Origin of the sequence: Novosphingobium fuchskuhlense (assembly GCF_001519075.1) — a bacterium.
GTDB lineage: Bacteria > Pseudomonadota > Alphaproteobacteria > Sphingomonadales > Sphingomonadaceae > Novosphingobium > Novosphingobium fuchskuhlense.
In genome coordinates, this window is record NZ_KQ954246.1 from 463,159 (window position 1) to 478,523 (window position 15,365).

Sequence of the window (15,365 nt, forward strand, 5' to 3'; positions counted from 1 at the left end):
CGTCTGCCTGATGAAGGCGGCTCGCCTAGGTTTTGAAGAAGAGAGCTTAAGTCCATGGCGAAACTGAGTTCCATCAACAAGAATGAGCGCCGCAAGAAGCTCGTTCAGAAGTACGCGGCGAAGTATGCTGCGCTGAAGGCCGTTGCGGCTGACGAGAAGCTCGACGAAACCGAGCGCCTCATTGCCCGCCTCAAGATGGCCGAGCTGCCGCGCAACGCGAACCCGACCCGCGTGCGCAACCGCTGCAACACCACCGGTCGTCCGCGCGGCTACTACCGCAAGTTCGGCCTCTGCCGCGTCGAACTGCGCGATCTCGCCAACAAGGGGATGATCCCCGGCGTGACCAAGTCGAGCTGGTAAGGATCACGAAATGGCATTGACCGATCCCCTGGGTGATATGCTCACCCGCATCCGCAACGGCCAGCAGGCGAAGAAGGACTCGGTCCTTTCGCCCGCTTCGAAGCTGCGTCTCCACGTGCTCGAGGTTCTCCAGCGTGAGGGCTACATTCGCGGCTTCACGGAGGACGCCACCGGCGCCCACCCGCAGCTGCGCATCGAGCTGAAGTATTTCGAGGGCCAGCCTGCGATCAAGCACGTTGCCCGCGTCTCGAAGCCGGGCCGCCGTGTCTACTCGGGTTCCAAGGAACTTCCGGTGGTGCGCAACGGTCTTGGCATCACCATCGTCTCGACGCCGAAGGGCGTGCTTTCGGATGCCGAAGCGCGCGCTGCCAACGTCGGTGGCGAAGTGCTGGCGGAGGTGTTCTGATGAGCCGCATCGGCAAGAAGCCGGTGACGATCCCGAGCGGCGTCACCGCGGATATCGCGAACGGCGTGATCACCGTGAAGGGCCCCAAGGGCACGCTCACGCTGACCATGCGCGACGAAATCAGCTACACGGTCGATGGCAATGCCATCATCGTGAAGCCGGCCAACGACACCAAGGCTGCCCGGGCGTTCTGGGGCATGCAGCGCACGCTGGTCGACAACCTGGTTGTCGGCGTGACCGAAGGGTACACCAAGACCCTGAACATCACCGGCGTTGGCTACCGTGCCAATTCACAGGGTAACAATCTCAAGCTGCAGCTCGGCTACAGCCACGACGTCGATTACGCGATCCCGGAAGGTATCGAGATCAAGACCCCGGACAACACCACCGTGTTGATCTCGGGTATCGACAAGCAGAAGGTCGGCCAGGTGGCCGCCGAGATCCGCCGCTGGCGCAAGCCCGAACCCTACAAGGGCAAGGGTATCAAGTACGCCGGCGAGTTCATCTTCCGCAAGGAAGGGAAGAAGAAGTAATGGCCAAGCTCTCGCTCTTCGATCGCCGCCGCCAGCGCGTCCGTACTGCGCTCAAGGCTCGTTCCGGTGGCCGTCCGCGGCTGTCGGTGCACCGTTCCGGCCGTCACATCTACGCGCAGATCATCGACGACGCCGCGGGCAAGACGCTCGCTGCCGCCTCCAGCCTCGTCAAGGGCCAGAAGGCTATCGGCGCCACGGTTGATGCCGCCGCGCAGGTGGGCAAGGACATTGCCGAGCGCGCCAAGGCTGCCGGCATCACCACCGTCGTGTTCGATCGCGGCGGCTTCCTGTTCCACGGCCGCGTCAAGGCGCTGGCCGACGCTGCCCGCGAAAACGGGCTGGAGTTCTAAGATGGCTGATGAAACCAACCTGGATGGCGCACCTGTCGCCGACGTCTCTGCCGACGCCCCCCGCGAGGGTCGTGGTGGTCGCGGTGATCGCGGCCCTGGCCGTGGCCGTGGCGGCAATGACCGCGGCGGCGAGCGTGGTGGCCGTGGCCGCCGTGACGACCGTGGTCGTGGCAACCGTGACGAGGAAGGTGGCGAGGAGCTCATCGAGAAGCTCGTTCACATCAACCGCGTCTCGAAGACCGTGAAGGGCGGCAAGCGCTTCGGTTTCGCCGCGCTTGTCGTGGTCGGCGATGGCAAGGGCCGTGTCGGCTTCGGTCATGGCAAGGCTCGCGAAGTGCCGGAAGCCATCACCAAGGCGACCGCTTCGGCGAAGAAGACCATGGTCCGCATTCCGCTCAAGGAAGGCCGTACCCTCCACCACGACGGCAAGGGTCGTTTCGGTGCGGGCAAGGTCAACCTGCGTTCGGCTCCGGCCGGTACCGGCATCATCGCCGGTGGCCCGATGCGCGCCGTGTTCGAAAGCCTGGGTGTTCATGACGTGGTGACCAAGTCGGTCGGCACCTCCAACCCCTACAACATGATCCGCGCAACTTTCGATGCGCTCACCGATCAGACCAGCCCGAAGTCGGTTGCGCAGCGTCGTGGCAAGAAGATTGCCGACCTGCTCGGTCGTGGCGGCGCTGCTCCGGTCGAGGCCGAGGCGGAAGCCGCGGCCATCGTGGAGTAATCAGACATGGCAAAGATCAAGATCAAGCAGATCGGTTCGCCGATCCGTCGTCCGGAAGCCCAGAAGCAGATCCTCATCGGTCTGGGTCTTGGCAAGATGCACCGTGTCGTCGAGCTCGAGGATACCGCCGAAGTGCGCGGTGCGATCGCCAAGCTCCCGCACATGGTGGCCGTGATCGACTGACCCTCGGTCCGTTCGCGAATTGAAAGGGCCCCGGCAGCAATGCCGGGGCCCTTTTTGTTGGCGGGTCAGTTCGTTGGTGTGCGCACCCGGTAGGTCAGTCTGGCCTCGGCATTGGCCGGCACGCGAACAGTCCATGTCGGGCGGCCGAACTTGGCTGGCAGCCTGCTCGACGGCCGTTCGATCTTTTCGCCATCGGCAATCCGCAGCGATCCCTCGAAGGTGATCGGCCAAGGGTTGGCGTTGGTCACCTTGGCTTCCTCGTCGCGCCAGCCGCTGCCGGTTCCTTTCTTGACCACCGCGACAGCGACCTGCGGTGATAGCCCCAGCGTTACCTCGACATCCTCGTTGACCGCATAATCGCGCATGCCGCCTTGGCCGACCACCAGCATGTTTTCGCCCTGTGGCTCGAACACCGCAACCGGCCCGCCCGGCAGCGGGATGCCGAGGCCATCTTCCCTGCGGTTGCGTGTGCGCAGCTTGATCTGGGCCCGTGTCTCAAGATCGTCGTAGAGATCGGCGGTGTGCCAGGTGGTGAACTTCACGCCCTTCAGATCGTGCATCGCCACCTGCTTCTGCGCATGGGCGGCCACCGTGGTGGGCATAGGGACGCGGTAGAGCTTGAGATCGCCAAGGCCTTCCTCGGTGACCTTGACCGGTGCCGCCATGGCCTTTTCGTCGGCTCGGCGCGCTGTGACAATGATATCGGCCAGCGGTGCTTCCATTTCACTGATCGGCGGTGCGGGTGCGGGCATGGCTTGCTGTATCAGCACCGTTTGGGCGTGCCCGCCTAGATAGCAATGCAGCACCAGATCACCCTCCGGCCGCTCGCGGTCCTCGCGCGCATCCTCGCGGTCCAGCTTGCCGCCGACGACGGCCGCGCCGGCATCGACAAAGCTCGTCGGATCGCTGCTTGCCAGCGTCACCCACGCCGTCATTGCCGCTTTCCCGGTCTCCGGGTTCAACTGCACGACGTAGTTGGTCTGCCAGTCGAAACCCCATGCGAGGTAGGACAGCGTGATCGTCGCGCGCTTTGCCGACGTGCTTTCGGTGCGCACCGAAAGCGTCGGTTTGGCCGATAACCCATCAGGCATTTCGGTATAGGCCAGCGTATCGGTGATCCCGCGCCCGCAATTGGCCACTTCAAAGCCCTGCCTGGTCTGCACGATCGCGGCGCCATCAGCCGCGGAGCGGATCACCGCGCGCTCCTCGCTCACCGTGCCCTTGCCGTCCTTGCCCCGGTGCCGCCGCAGGATCACCGGACGGCCATAGGCGCGGGCATAGAGATTGCGCGCCGAGAGGAGATCGGCATCGAGGTTCTTCTCGCGCACGCCGGCCGGCAGCCCCGTCACCAATGCCGATTCGGGCAGGATCCCGCCGGCGACGCCTTCGAAGCGGATCGTTGCCCCGCCTGCCGGAATGTCGACGGTGCGCGTCTCCGTGATCAGCGCATAGCCTTCAAGCCAGCCGAGGTTCATCGCCGTATCGGCGGCGCGATCCGGCGCGCGGTAGATGGTGACGCCCACGGCATCGGGCTTTGCCGAAAGCACGGTCGCCTCGTCCGCACCCCGCGCAGCGCCGGGTACAAGAGCCAACAGGCCCAGCAGGGAGAGTGCGCGCCGCACCGCCTAGGCGATCAGTACCGCGTGTCGAACTGGACGGTCAGGGTGGTCTCGCCATTGGCCGGCACGTCCACCGTCCAGGTCCGCTCGTCCAATGTCCGCTGCGTGCCTTTCACGCTCTCGGATGGGACCCGCGTATCGCTCCACCAGTTGTCGAGTCCAGCCTGGACAAGTTCGACCTGGACAGGGGCGGGCCGGGCATTGGTCATCTTGTAGGTCATCGTCGTGCGCCAGTATTCCTTCTGCCGCTCCACCGTCACGTCGTCGGTCTTGCCGTTCAGGGTGATCCGCCAGCGCCCCGTACGCTCCCACTCGTCCGATGTGATCCGCTCGCGCTTCTGCACGGTGGGCTGGACCTTGACGTCGAACGCCTCGCCGGTCTTGAGCGACAGTGTCGACCCCATCGGCGTGTGGTCGATGCCCTTTTCGCCGATAAACTGCGGCTGCCCCCGCGCATCGCGCATGTAGACGCGCACCGTGCCCGCGGGCAGGGCATCGCCCACGCCGCTGCCCTTGGCCGTCGACAGCTTCAGCACAGTGGCAAAGCTCTGCGCGTCATCAGATGTGCCGAGCCAGTCGTTGCGGAAGTAATAGCCCTTGCGGGCCGGTGCCTCCGCCACGTCCAGAAAGCTCACCTGCTTCTGCTGCGCATTGGCCACCGTGGTGCGCGCGGCGATGGGATAGACATAGAAATCGCCCAGCCGTTCGCGGTTCGCGCTTTGCATGCCCGGGCTGTAGGCGACCTGCCGCTGCACGTAGCGCCTTCCGCCGCCGTACTGGTTGGCATCCTGCCCCGGCTGCCCCGCCACCAGCAGCACCCGCGCATTGGGGAAGCTGGTGCCGGTGTTGTTTGTCAGCGTGATCCAGCCCTGCAGGTCCATCTTGCCGGCCGCTTCGTCGAACAGCGCGACATAGTCTGCCTTCCAGCCAAAGCCTCCGGAAAGGTAGCTCAGCGTGACAGGACGAGGGCCGGCGCTTGCCGCATCGAGCGTGATCGACAGGGTCGGCCGTGCCCGCAGGCTCGGCGGCAGACCCGAAAACAGGATCCGCCCGCCATAGTTCTCCAGCACCTCGATCCGATCACCGATCCGCACGATGGTACCGCCGTTGTTGGCGAGCACGGTGGCCTGTTCGCGGGTCTCCACACCGGTCGCCGGATTTGTGCGCACCAGTGTCACCGTTTGCCCCACGGCCTTGTCGAGCAGCTTTTCGGGCGAGAGCAGGTCGTAATCGAAGTTCTGTTCGACGATCCCGGCGTCGCCGCTGCCCAGTGTCACCGTTTCCGGCCGGATCATCGCGGAAACGTCTGGAAACTCCTGCCGGCTCGTTCCCTTGGGCAGAGTGATCTGCCGCTTGTCCTGCACCAGCGCAAGATCGTTGGCGTAGATGGTCAGCGAGACATCGCCCTGCGCCGAACCCGATGGCACGGTGCCCTGTGCGGCAAGTGGAGCGGGGAGGGCTGCTGCAAGGCAAAGCATCACGCTGCAGGCATGGCTGGTCTGGATCATCGCTTGCTCTCCCCTCGGTTTCGCTACGTTTTCTCTGCGATCTGCCATTGCCCGTTCCTGAACCAATGGATGCGTGGTGCGATGCAGTGCTCCTGCGCGGCGCAATCTATGGCCGATAAGGTCTGGCAACCGGCCCAGATCCGCCCAAAGTTCAGCAGGAGGTTCTTGCCGGGTCTTCCGGGATTGATCGACACTTGCGGCCAGCCGTCCTTCGCCGGCTCGACTTTCTCGCCTGTTGCTTTGGCGATCCGCTGTGTCATGTCGCGCTGGAGGCTGCTCTGGCTCGGTGCCGCACGGCCTGCGGTCGGTAAAATAACCAGGATACCCATCACCGACCGGTAGCCGCGCATTGGTCCCTCCCGTCGCCCCGAAGCCTCAGCTTGCGACCTTTGCCGCGGTGCTGCAATGGGGCATCCGGTCCGATCCGGCAGGCCGAGCGTGCTGGCCACGTCCGCAAGGGCGTGACATTCCTCCCTGCTTCGCCTAAGGGCGCACCTCCTATCAGCGCGACTCAAAGCGAAAGCGAGTGCTACACCATGACCAAACTTAACGAACTCTCCGACAATTATGGCGCCCGCAAGGGCCGTATGCGCGTGGGCCGCGGTATCGGCTCGGGCAAGGGCAAGACCGCCGGGCGCGGCCAGAAGGGTGCCAAGGCGCGCTCGGGCGTGTCGGTCAACGGGTTCGAAGGCGGCCAGATGCCGCTGCACATGCGCATCCCGAAGCGCGGCTTCAACAACATCTTCGCCAAGGATTACGCCGAAGTGAACCTCGGCATGATCCAGAAGGCGATCGATTCGGGCAAGCTCGCCACCGATGGCGTGATCGACCATGCCGCGCTCAAGGCCGCCGGTCTCGCCCGTGGCGGCAAGGACGGCGTGCGCCTCCTCGCCAAGGGTGAACTGACGACCAAGGTCAGCTTCCACGTCGCCGGCGTCAGCGCCGGGGCCCGCGCTGCGGTCGAAGCGCTCGGCGGTGCGGTCACGCTTCCCGAAGCGCAGCCCAGCGAGCACGAGAAGAAGACGGCTCGCCGCGAAGCGAACAAGGCGGCCAAGTAAGCAACACGCGCGGGGGGCAGGTGCATACCGCCCCCCGTCTGCGTTTCTGCCTGCTCCGTCCCGATAAATCGAGAGGGCGGGGGTTCGACATTGCCGAACCCTCCCTATATGGGCTAGCCACATAGGCACTGCGGCAGCACTCGCAGTCAGCCCAGCAGCAAGGCTTGAAACCCGAACATGGCATCCCGCGCCGATAACATCGCCAGCACGCTCAATCTGGCCAATTTCTCGAAGGCGACCGAACTCAAGTCGCGCATCTGGTTCACGGTGGGCGCGCTTGTCGTGTTCCGCTTCATGAGCTTCGTGCCGCTGCCGGGCGTCAATCCGATGATCCTGGCCGAACTCTACAAGCGCACGCAGGGTGGCATTCTCGACGTGTTCAACGCCTTCTCGGGCGGTTCGCTTCAGCGCATGAGCCTGATCGCTCTCGGCGTGATGCCCTACATCACCGCCTCGATCGTGGTGCAGCTTGCGTCTTCGCTCCATCCGGCGCTCGCCGCGCTCAAGAAGGAAGGCGAAAGCGGGCGCAAGAAGCTCAATCAGTATACCCGCTATGGCGCTGTGTTCCTCACCGCGATCCAGGGCTATTTCCTCGCTGTCGGGCTTGAGGCGTTCAGCGCCTCGAGCGGCCTGCAGGCGGTGGTCGATCCCGGCTACGTATTCCGCATCGGCGCGGTGATCAGCCTGATCGGCGGCACCATGTTCCTGCTGTGGCTGGGTGAGCAGATCACCAGCCGCGGTATCGGCAACGGCACATCGCTGATCATCATGGCCGGCATCGTCGCCCAGATGCCAACTTTCTTTGGCAACCTGTTCGAGCAGGGCCGCACTGGCGCAACGAGTCCGCTGTTCATCGCCGGCATCGTTCTGCTGCTCGTCGGCGTTGTCATCTTCATCTGCTTCTTCGAACGCGCCTCGCGCCGCCTGCTGATCCAGTATCCCAAGCGCGTCACCCAGCGCGGGATGATGGCGGCAGACCGCAGCCACCTGCCGCTGAAGCTCAATACCGCGGGCGTGATTCCGCCGATTTTTGCCAGTTCGCTGCTGCTGCTGCCGCTGACGATCACGCAGTTTGCGGGCCGCTCGGTCTCGCCCGACAGCACGATGGGCCAGATCATCGTCGGCCTGAACCAGTACCTCGGCCACGGCAAGCCGGTGTACATGGTGCTCTACGCGCTCGGGATCCTGTTCTTCAGCTTCTTCTACACCGCGATCGTGTTCAATCCGGAAGAGACGGCTGACAACCTCAAGCGCAATGGCGGGTTCATCCCCGGCATCCGTCCCGGCAAGAACACTGAGCACTATCTCGATTACGTGCTCACGCGCATCACCGTGCTGGGCGCAGCCTATATCACCGTGGTCTGCGTCGTGCCCGAGGCGATCATGGCCGAAACCGGTATGGGGTCGCTGTTCTTTGGCGGCACCAGCTTGCTCATCGTGGTCAACGTGACGGTCGATACCATCACCCAGATCCAGTCGCACCTGCTGGCGCACCAGTATGGGGACCTTATCAAGAAGGCCAAGCTGAAAGGCCGTATGCGCTGAGCAGGATGCCCGGGGGACGGGCATGCTGCAGGAAACCAGCGAGCGGTAAAGAGGGGATTGCAGGCGTGAACATCATCCTGTTGGGGCCGCCGGGAGCCGGCAAGGGAACCCAGGCGCAGCGGCTCGTCGAGCGGCATGGCATGAAGCAGCTCTCCACGGGCGACATGCTGCGTGCCGCGGTCAAGGCCGGTACGCCGGTCGGGCTCAAGGCCAAGGCCGTCATGGAAGCGGGAGAACTCGTTTCCGACGAAATCGTCTCGGCCCTGATCGGCGATGAACTCGACGCCATGCCTGCCGGCATGGGCGCGATCTTCGATGGCTACCCGCGCACCGCGCCGCAGGCGGAGTCCCTTGATGCCATCCTCGCCTCGCGCGGCCGCGCGCTCGATCATGTGATCGAGCTCGAAGTGAACGAAGACGCTCTCGTCGAGCGGATCACCGGCCGCTATACCTGTGCCACTTGCGGCAAGGGCTATCACGACACGTTCGAGAAGCCGGCCGTGGAAGGCACCTGCGACAAGTGCGGCGGGCACGAATTCAAGCGCCGCCCCGATGACAACGAGGAAACGGTCCGCACCCGCATGGCGGAATACCGGGCGAAGACCGCGCCGATCCTGCCGATCTACGACGCGCGCGGCATTGTCAGCCGCGTTGACGGAATGGCGGATATGGACGCCGTGACGGGTGCCATCGAGGCCATTCTCGTATAAAGACCTACGCATAACGCCCTGGCGGGCGTTGCAGCGGGGGGCATATCATGCGGGGAATCGGGCGTAAGCTATGGGGCGGGGGCCTCATCATGGCCGCGCTTTTGTTCGCCGTCCCTGCTGCCCATGCTGACGTCGTCACACGCAGCGAGACCGGTTTTGTCGTGCGGCTCGTCAGCGAAGTTACGGCGTCCCCGGCCGAGGCATGGAAGACCATTCTTCAGCCTGCGCAGTGGTGGCAGAGCCAGCATACCTTCTCGGGTGACGCCGCCAATCTGACGCTCGACCCTCAGGTCGGTGGCTGCTTCTGCGAAGTCCTGCCGCGCCCCGATGGCGCGCCGGTCACGCAGAAGCCCGGCGGTGTGCAGCACATGCGCGTCCTTTATGTGGAGCCGCCGCGCGCGTTGCGGCTGACGGGCGCGCTGGGCCCGCTGCAGAGCGAGGCACTCTCCGCGACGATGACGATCACCGTCAAGCCTACCGAGAAGGGCTCGCGCATCCTGTTCGAATACGTCGTCGGCGGTTTCATGCGCTACAAGGTGGAGGACATCGCACCGGCGGTGGACCGGATGCTCGCCGCGCAGCTCACCAGCCTCGCCGGCAGGCTTGGCCCGGTCGCGGAGCCGGTTGCCACGCCGACCGTGTCCAGGGCTGAGCCGCCCGCTGGGCAGAGCGAACCCGCCGCAACGGACGAACCGGTCAAGCCGGTCGTGCCGCTCAAGGGCGCCGAGAGCTTCAGCCTGCCGCCCACTGGCGGAAAGCTGGCGCCGAAGGTAGCCCCAAAGCCGGAATCCCCGCCTGAACCCAAGGCTGAACCCAAGCCTGCAACCAAGGCCGAAGAAGCGCCTTTCCCCGCTGCGGCTAAAGCCTCCGCAGCGCCTGCTCCCGCAGCCGGCAAGGCGCCGGTCAAGGCGGCCTTCCTGCCGCCCGCCAAGGCTGCGCCTGCCAAGGCACCGGCAAAAACGCTGACAAAGGCACCCGCAAAGGTGCGGGCCAAGCCTGCCGGAAAGCCCGCGACCAAGGTCAGCGATCCCGAGGCCGACGCGCACCGCGATGCCAATGCCGCTTTCGATGCGGCGCTCGGGGCCGGCGCATCGAATCCGTGATCGCCCACGCTGTGCGCGGGAGCACTGGCGGACGCAACAAAACGGATTAGAACATCGCAAAGGACACGCGCGACTCGCCGGGCACGATCTGGCGGGCGCGAAGTCCTCCTGTGGGTCGCACGCAAACCCGAAGCCGATCAGCGGCTTTGCTCAAGGGGGAGAATGCTGTGGCCGTTTCCGATCACGTCGACCTGCCGACCTTCATGGAAGGTGTGAAGAAGCGCAATCCGTACCAGCCGGAGTTTGTTCAGGCTGTGCAGGAAGTTGCTGAAGACATCTTCGAATTCATGGCGGACAAGGAGCAATATCATGCGCAGCAGATCCTGCGCCGCATTGCCGAGCCCGACCGTGTCGTCTCGTTTCGCGTCTGCTGGGAGGACGATGCCGGCAACATCCGCGTCCAGCGCGGTTGGCGCGTGCAGAACAACAACGCGATCGGCCCCTACAAGGGCGGTATCCGCTTCCACCCCAGCGTCACCGAAAGCGTCTTGAAGTTCCTCGCCTTCGAGCAGACTTTCAAAAACGCGCTGACGGGGCTGCCGATGGGTGGCGGCAAGGGCGGCTCGAACTTCAATCCCAAGGGCAAGAGCGTGCGTGAAATCATGCGCTTCTGCCAGTCATTCATGACCGAGCTTTACCGTCACATCGGCGCCGACGTCGACGTGCCGGCGGGCGACATCGGCGTGGGCGGGCGCGAGATCGGCTTCATGTTCGGCCAGTACAAGCGCATCACCAACCAGTTCACCGGCGTCCTCACCGGCAAGGGTCTCGAATGGGGCGGCTCGCTGATCCGCACCGAGGCGACGGGCTACGGCGCGGTCTATTTCCTCGCCAACATGCTGGCGACCAAGGGCGAGGATCTGACCGGCAAGACAGCGGTGATCTCGGGCTCTGGCAATGTCGCCACCCATGCGGCGGAGAAGATCGTCCAGCTTGGCGGAAAGGTCCTCACGCTTTCGGATTCGGGCGGTTTCATCCACGATCCCGATGGTATCGATCAGGAAAAGATCGACTGGGTGAAGACCCACAAGACCCACCGGCGCGGCCGCATCGAGGATTACGTCACGGCCTTCCCGGGCGCCAGCTTCACGACCGGCAAGACCCCTTGGGGCGTCCCCTGCGATGTCGCGCTGCCCTGCGCCACGCAGAACGAGCTGCTCGGGGAGGACGCGAAGCTGCTCGTCGCCAATGGCTGCCGTGCCGTGGCCGAGGGTGCGAACATGCCCACCGATCTTGACGGCGTGCACATCTTCAAGGCGGCGAAAATCCTCTACGCGCCCGGCAAGGCCAGCAACGCCGGCGGCGTCGCGGTCTCTGGCCTCGAGATGAGCCAGAACTCCGAACGCCGTTCGTGGAAGGAGGAAGAGCTCCAGCAGATGCTCAAGGACATCATGCTCGGCATCCACCAGTCCTGCCTCGAATATGGCGATCAGGGCGGCGGCTATACCGACTACGTCAAGGGCGCAAATATCGCCGGCTTCAAGAAAGTGGCCGATGCGATGCTGGCCTTCGGCGTGGTGTGATGCGGGGGAGGGGGGCGCTGCGCGGCGCGGCGCTCCCTTCAGCCTGCGCGCACGGTTCGCGCGCGCAGCCGTGCGACTTGCGCCATTCCCGCCGCGCCGAGCGACAGCGGGATCAGCAGTGCCACGCCGAGCCGATAGCTGCCGGTTGCATCGGCGAGCACGCCCCACGTGAGCGGACCGAAAAACGCGACGCCTTGCGAGATCGTGTTGGCCATGGCGAGTCCCGCCGGACGGTCGCGTTCGGGTATCAGGCGGCTTACCACGGCCAGCGGCAGCATGCCTGCCGTCTGCGCGGCAGCGAAGAACAGGATATAGCCGGCGATCGTGCTCGTCGGGCTTGCGGCAAGCCACAGCACCGAGAGGCCCGCCGCGGCGAGGCCCATGAAGCCTGAATAGGCCATCAGCGTGCGGGCCACCGTCTTGCCCGCCAGCGGGCCGACGATGAGCAGCCCCAGCGCAATCGCCAGTCCGCCCGCCGAAACCACCCGGCCAACGCCCGCAACATCCATCCCGGTCCCCGCCGCCAGCAGCTTGGGGGCGGAAAAGGCGATCGCGTTGATCGCCACGTAGTTCAGCGCGTTGGCTGCGCCCAGCATCACCACGAAGGGATTGAGCAGCGCTCGCAGCACGTGGTGTGATAGCGCACCGGCTGCCGCAGCCTCTCGAGCAAGCCGGTCTTCCAGCCAGCAGCGTTCCGCCAAAGTCAGCCACCGTGCGGTGCCCGGCTGGTCGGGCAGGGCCGCAATCAGGACCAGCGCGAGCAATACCGATGGCATGCCCTCCACGATCAGCAGCCACTGCCAGCCGTGCAGCCCGGCCATCCCGTGCAGGGCGAGCAAGGGTGCCGCGATGCTGCCCATCACCACGTAGGAGAGCGGCAGCGAAACGTAGAACCGACTGATCGCCCAGGCGCGGTGCTCGCCCGGGAACCACGTCGAAAGATAGAGGATCGCACCCGGATAGAACCCGGCTTCAGCCACGCCCAGGGCAAAGCGCATCGCATAGAATTGCCAGGGCGTTTGGATGAAGGCGGTGAGAATCGAGATCACGCCCCAGGTCAGCATGATCCGCGCCAGCCAGATCCGGGCGCCGAAGCGGGCTAGCATCAGATTCGAAGGCACCTCCAGCAGCGAGTAGCCGAGAAAGAAGGCGGACGCGCCCAGCCCGTAAACTGTTTCGCTGAAGCCGAGATCGGCGTTCATGGTCGCGGCGGCAAAGCTGATGTTGCCGCGGTCCACCATGGCAACGAAGTAGCTGAACAGGATGAACGGCAGGACCCGCCAGCCAATCTTGCGGACCAGCGCGCGCTCGTTCACCCCTGCCGTCATGTGCGATTGCCCCCCTGTGCCCGGCCGCGCACGCTAGCAGGGCGGGGCGGAACGACAAGCATACCCGCCCATCGAATTGTCCATGGCAGCAGACGCCTTTGACCTTGCCGCCCCGATACGGTATAAACCCTCATCATACAGCGCGGTCGTGCCCGAGAGGCGCGAGGGCTACGCTTTGCTGTGTCTTAGTGGTTGACGGTCCACTCGAATCGTCCTAAGCGCGCCATTCACTCGATATGACAAGGGTCATTGCGTCGGTTGGCAATCCGTGAGTTTTGCGGGTTACCTCTGGCGAAGTTACCTTCGTGCACCGGGTGTATAGCGATGAGATGGGGTCTGGCGCGGTGCCCTGAGGTGCCGCTGCTTTCACCCTGTGGAGCATGGAGAAACAAGTGGCTCGTATTGCCGGGGTCAATATCCCCACCAACAAGCGCGTTATCATCGCGCTGACCTATATTCACGGTATCGGTGCGCACAAGGCCAAGCAGATCGCCGACAAGCTCGGGATCGATCACACCCGCCGCGTGCAGGATCTGTCGGACGCCGAAGTGCTCCAGATCCGTGAGACGATCGACGCTGAACACACCGTGGAAGGTGATCTTCGTCGTGAGACCGCGATGAACATCAAGCGCCTGATGGATCTGGCTTGCTACCGCGGCCTGCGTCACCGCAAGGGTCTGCCCGTTCGCGGCCAGCGCACCCACACCAACGCCCGCACCCGCAAGGGCAAGGCCAAGGCGATCGCCGGCAAGAAGAAGTAAGGCGGCTCTTCAGCCCCGACTTCCAGGCACTTCTTTCGACAGGATTTCAGTACAATGGCCCGGGAACCTCAGCGTATCAAGCGGCGCGAGCGCAAGAACATCACCAGTGGTGTCGCGCACGTCAATGCCAGCTTCAACAACACCATGATCACCATCACCGATGCACAGGGCAACGCCATTTCGTGGTCGTCGGCCGGCATGATGGGCTTCAAGGGCAGCCGCAAGTCGACGCCCTATGCCGCACAGGTCGCGGCAGACGACGCGGGCAAGAAGGCGGCCGAACACGGCGTCCGCACGCTCGAGGTCGAAGTGAAGGGCCCCGGCTCGGGCCGCGAAAGCGCGCTCCGCGCGCTGCAGGCGGTCGGCTTCACGATCACCGCGATCCGCGACGTGACGCCGATCCCGCACAACGGCGTTCGTCCGTCGAAGCGTCGCCGCGTCTGATCCTGCCTGTGGTGGGCGGCAGATGCGGGGCGCGTCCCGCACCTGCCACGCCCGCCCAAGATTCTGATCGGCGTCGGCCCCTGTGGCCAGTCGCCGGCATCCTCCGATAACCCTAGGGGAATTCCATGACTGTCAACATCAAGAACTGGCAGGAACTGAAGAAGCCCAACTCCCTCGAGATCAAGCCCGGCAACGACCCGAAGCGCCGCGCGACGTTTGTCGCTGAGCCGCTCGAGCGTGGCTTTGGTCTCACCCTCGGCAACGCGCTGCGCCGCGTGCTGCTGTCCTCGCTGCAGGGCGCGGCCGTCACCTCGATCAAGATCGAGAACGTTCTGCATGAATTCTCCTCGCTCGCCGGCGTGCGCGAGGACGTCACCGACATCGTGCTCAATGTGAAGCAGATCGCCCTCAAGATGCAGGGCGATGGCCCGAAGCGTCTGCAGCTTTCGGCCACCGGCCCGGGCGAAGTGAAGGCTGGTGACATCGCGGTGAGCGGCGATATCGAGGTCATGAACAAGGACCTCGTGATCTGCAACCTCGATGAAGGCGCGACCTTCAACATGGAACTGACGGCTGATACCGGCAAGGGCTACGTCCCGGCCGTGTCGAACCGTCCGGTCGATGCACCGATCGGCCTGATCCCGGTGGACTCGCTTTATTCGCCGGTCCGCCAGGTGTCCTACAAGATCGACAACGCCCGCATCGGCCAGGAGCTTGACTACGACAAGCTGAGCCTTTCGGTCGAGACCGACGGCACCGTCACGCCGGAAGATGCAGTCGCCTATGCGGCCCGCATCCTGCAGGACCAGCTCTCGCTCTTCGTGCACTTCGACGATCAGCTGCCCAGCGGCCACGTGCCGGCGATGGGCGGCGGTATCGCAGTCCATACGCCCGAGGAAAGCGACGCCAACCAGCTCAACCGCTACCTCCTCAAGAAGGTGGACGAACTGGAGCTTTCGGTCCGCTCGGCCAACTGCCTCAAGAACGACAACATCATCTACATCGGCGATCTCGTGCAGAAGACCGAAGCGGAGATGCTGCGTACGCCGAACTTCGGCCGCAAGTCGCTCAACGAAATCAAGGAAGTGCTCTCCTCGATGGGTCTGCGCCTCGGCATGGACATCCCCGGCTGGCCGCCGGAGAACATCGAAGAGATGGCCAAGAAGCTCGAGCAGGAGCTTCTGGGCTGAACCGGATCGGGGGCGTT

18 protein-coding genes are annotated in these 15,365 nt (G+C 64.6%); 14 read left to right on the forward strand and 4 right to left on the reverse strand.

The genetic code is table 11. From position 1 onward, the window contains the following. The first annotated feature begins 54 nt into the window (after positions 1-54). The 6 genes from rpsN to rpmD are packed head-to-tail and all read left to right on the forward strand — an operon-like array spanning position 55 to position 2,559. A complete protein-coding gene (gene rpsN / locus AQZ52_RS16105) occupies positions 55-360 on the forward strand; it encodes a 30S ribosomal protein S14 (RefSeq protein ID WP_067913311.1) in 306 nt (101 codons plus the stop codon). Positions 361-370: 10 nt separating this feature from the next. Then, positions 371-766 carry a 30S ribosomal protein S8 gene (gene rpsH / locus AQZ52_RS16110; protein WP_067913314.1) on the forward strand — a complete coding sequence of 132 codons (396 nt, stop codon included), beginning with the start codon at positions 371-373 and terminating at the stop codon, positions 764-766. Next, the gene (gene rplF, locus AQZ52_RS16115) at positions 766-1,299 is read left to right on the forward strand and encodes a 50S ribosomal protein L6 (protein ID WP_067913318.1); all 534 of its coding nucleotides are present in this window, start codon (positions 766-768) and stop codon (positions 1,297-1,299) included. Before rpsH ends, rplF begins: the two co-directional genes overlap by 1 nt. Further along, positions 1,299-1,649, forward strand: coding sequence for a 50S ribosomal protein L18 (rplR, locus tag AQZ52_RS16120; RefSeq protein ID WP_054121085.1), 351 nt, complete (start codon positions 1,299-1,301; stop codon positions 1,647-1,649). Before rplF ends, rplR begins: the two co-directional genes overlap by 1 nt. A gap of 1 nt (position 1,650) precedes the next feature. Then, positions 1,651-2,376, forward strand: coding sequence for a 30S ribosomal protein S5 (gene rpsE, locus AQZ52_RS16125; protein WP_067913321.1), 726 nt, complete (start codon positions 1,651-1,653; stop codon positions 2,374-2,376). 6 nt (positions 2,377-2,382) lie between these two features. Next, positions 2,383-2,559, forward strand: a complete 177-nt coding sequence (gene rpmD / locus AQZ52_RS16130) for a 50S ribosomal protein L30 (RefSeq protein WP_067913326.1) — start codon at positions 2,383-2,385, stop codon at positions 2,557-2,559. 65 nt (positions 2,560-2,624) lie between these two features. Here the strand turns inward: rpmD and AQZ52_RS16135 are convergent, their stop codons facing one another. The 3 genes from AQZ52_RS16135 to AQZ52_RS16145 are packed head-to-tail and all read right to left on the reverse strand — an operon-like array spanning position 2,625 to position 6,036. Then, complete coding sequence (locus AQZ52_RS16135; protein WP_156424997.1) at positions 2,625-4,151, reverse strand: DUF4139 domain-containing protein; 1,527 nt, start codon at positions 4,149-4,151, stop codon at positions 2,625-2,627. Positions 4,152-4,192: 41 nt separating this feature from the next. Beyond that, entirely contained in the window at positions 4,193-5,686 is a 1,494-nt protein-coding gene (locus tag AQZ52_RS16140; RefSeq protein ID WP_240481711.1) for a DUF4139 domain-containing protein, read from the reverse strand. A gap of 23 nt (positions 5,687-5,709) precedes the next feature. Beyond that, a complete protein-coding gene (locus AQZ52_RS16145; protein ID WP_067913332.1) occupies positions 5,710-6,036 on the reverse strand; it encodes a hypothetical protein in 327 nt (108 codons plus the stop codon). Between the two features lie 186 nt (positions 6,037-6,222). Here AQZ52_RS16145 and rplO point away from each other — a divergent pair, with 186 nt between their 5' ends. From rplO to gdhA, 5 genes are all read left to right on the forward strand, one after another. Continuing rightward, positions 6,223-6,744, forward strand: coding sequence for a 50S ribosomal protein L15 (rplO, locus tag AQZ52_RS16150; protein WP_067913336.1), 522 nt, complete (start codon positions 6,223-6,225; stop codon positions 6,742-6,744). 177 nt (positions 6,745-6,921) lie between these two features. Beyond that, complete coding sequence (gene secY, locus AQZ52_RS16155) at positions 6,922-8,289, forward strand: preprotein translocase subunit SecY (protein ID WP_067913339.1); 1,368 nt, start codon at positions 6,922-6,924, stop codon at positions 8,287-8,289. Between the two features lie 65 nt (positions 8,290-8,354). Further along, positions 8,355-8,999 (forward strand): adenylate kinase, encoded by a 645-nt coding sequence (locus tag AQZ52_RS16160; RefSeq protein WP_067913342.1) that lies wholly within the window; start codon positions 8,355-8,357, stop codon positions 8,997-8,999. Positions 9,000-9,088: 89 nt separating this feature from the next. Continuing rightward, complete coding sequence (locus tag AQZ52_RS18255) at positions 9,089-10,102, forward strand: SRPBCC family protein (RefSeq protein WP_082698168.1); 1,014 nt, start codon at positions 9,089-9,091, stop codon at positions 10,100-10,102. Between the two features lie 167 nt (positions 10,103-10,269). Beyond that, entirely contained in the window at positions 10,270-11,625 is a 1,356-nt protein-coding gene (gdhA, locus tag AQZ52_RS16170) for an NADP-specific glutamate dehydrogenase (protein WP_067913345.1), read from the forward strand. Positions 11,626-11,663: 38 nt separating this feature from the next. On the opposite strand, the gene AQZ52_RS16175 is transcribed toward gdhA, so the two are convergent. Next, entirely contained in the window at positions 11,664-12,953 is a 1,290-nt protein-coding gene (locus AQZ52_RS16175; protein ID WP_082698170.1) for an MFS transporter, read from the reverse strand. 392 nt (positions 12,954-13,345) lie between these two features. Between AQZ52_RS16175 and rpsM the strand changes: the two genes are divergently transcribed. From rpsM to AQZ52_RS16190, 3 genes are all read left to right on the forward strand, one after another. Continuing rightward, positions 13,346-13,714 carry a 30S ribosomal protein S13 gene (gene rpsM, locus AQZ52_RS16180; protein WP_067913348.1) on the forward strand — a complete coding sequence of 123 codons (369 nt, stop codon included), beginning with the start codon at positions 13,346-13,348 and terminating at the stop codon, positions 13,712-13,714. A 54-nt stretch (positions 13,715-13,768) separates the two neighbouring features. Continuing rightward, positions 13,769-14,158, forward strand: coding sequence for a 30S ribosomal protein S11 (gene rpsK / locus AQZ52_RS16185; protein ID WP_008065643.1), 390 nt, complete (start codon positions 13,769-13,771; stop codon positions 14,156-14,158). A gap of 125 nt (positions 14,159-14,283) precedes the next feature. After that, positions 14,284-15,348, forward strand: a complete 1,065-nt coding sequence (locus AQZ52_RS16190; RefSeq protein WP_067913352.1) for a DNA-directed RNA polymerase subunit alpha — start codon at positions 14,284-14,286, stop codon at positions 15,346-15,348. The last annotated feature ends 17 nt before the right edge of the window (positions 15,349-15,365 follow it).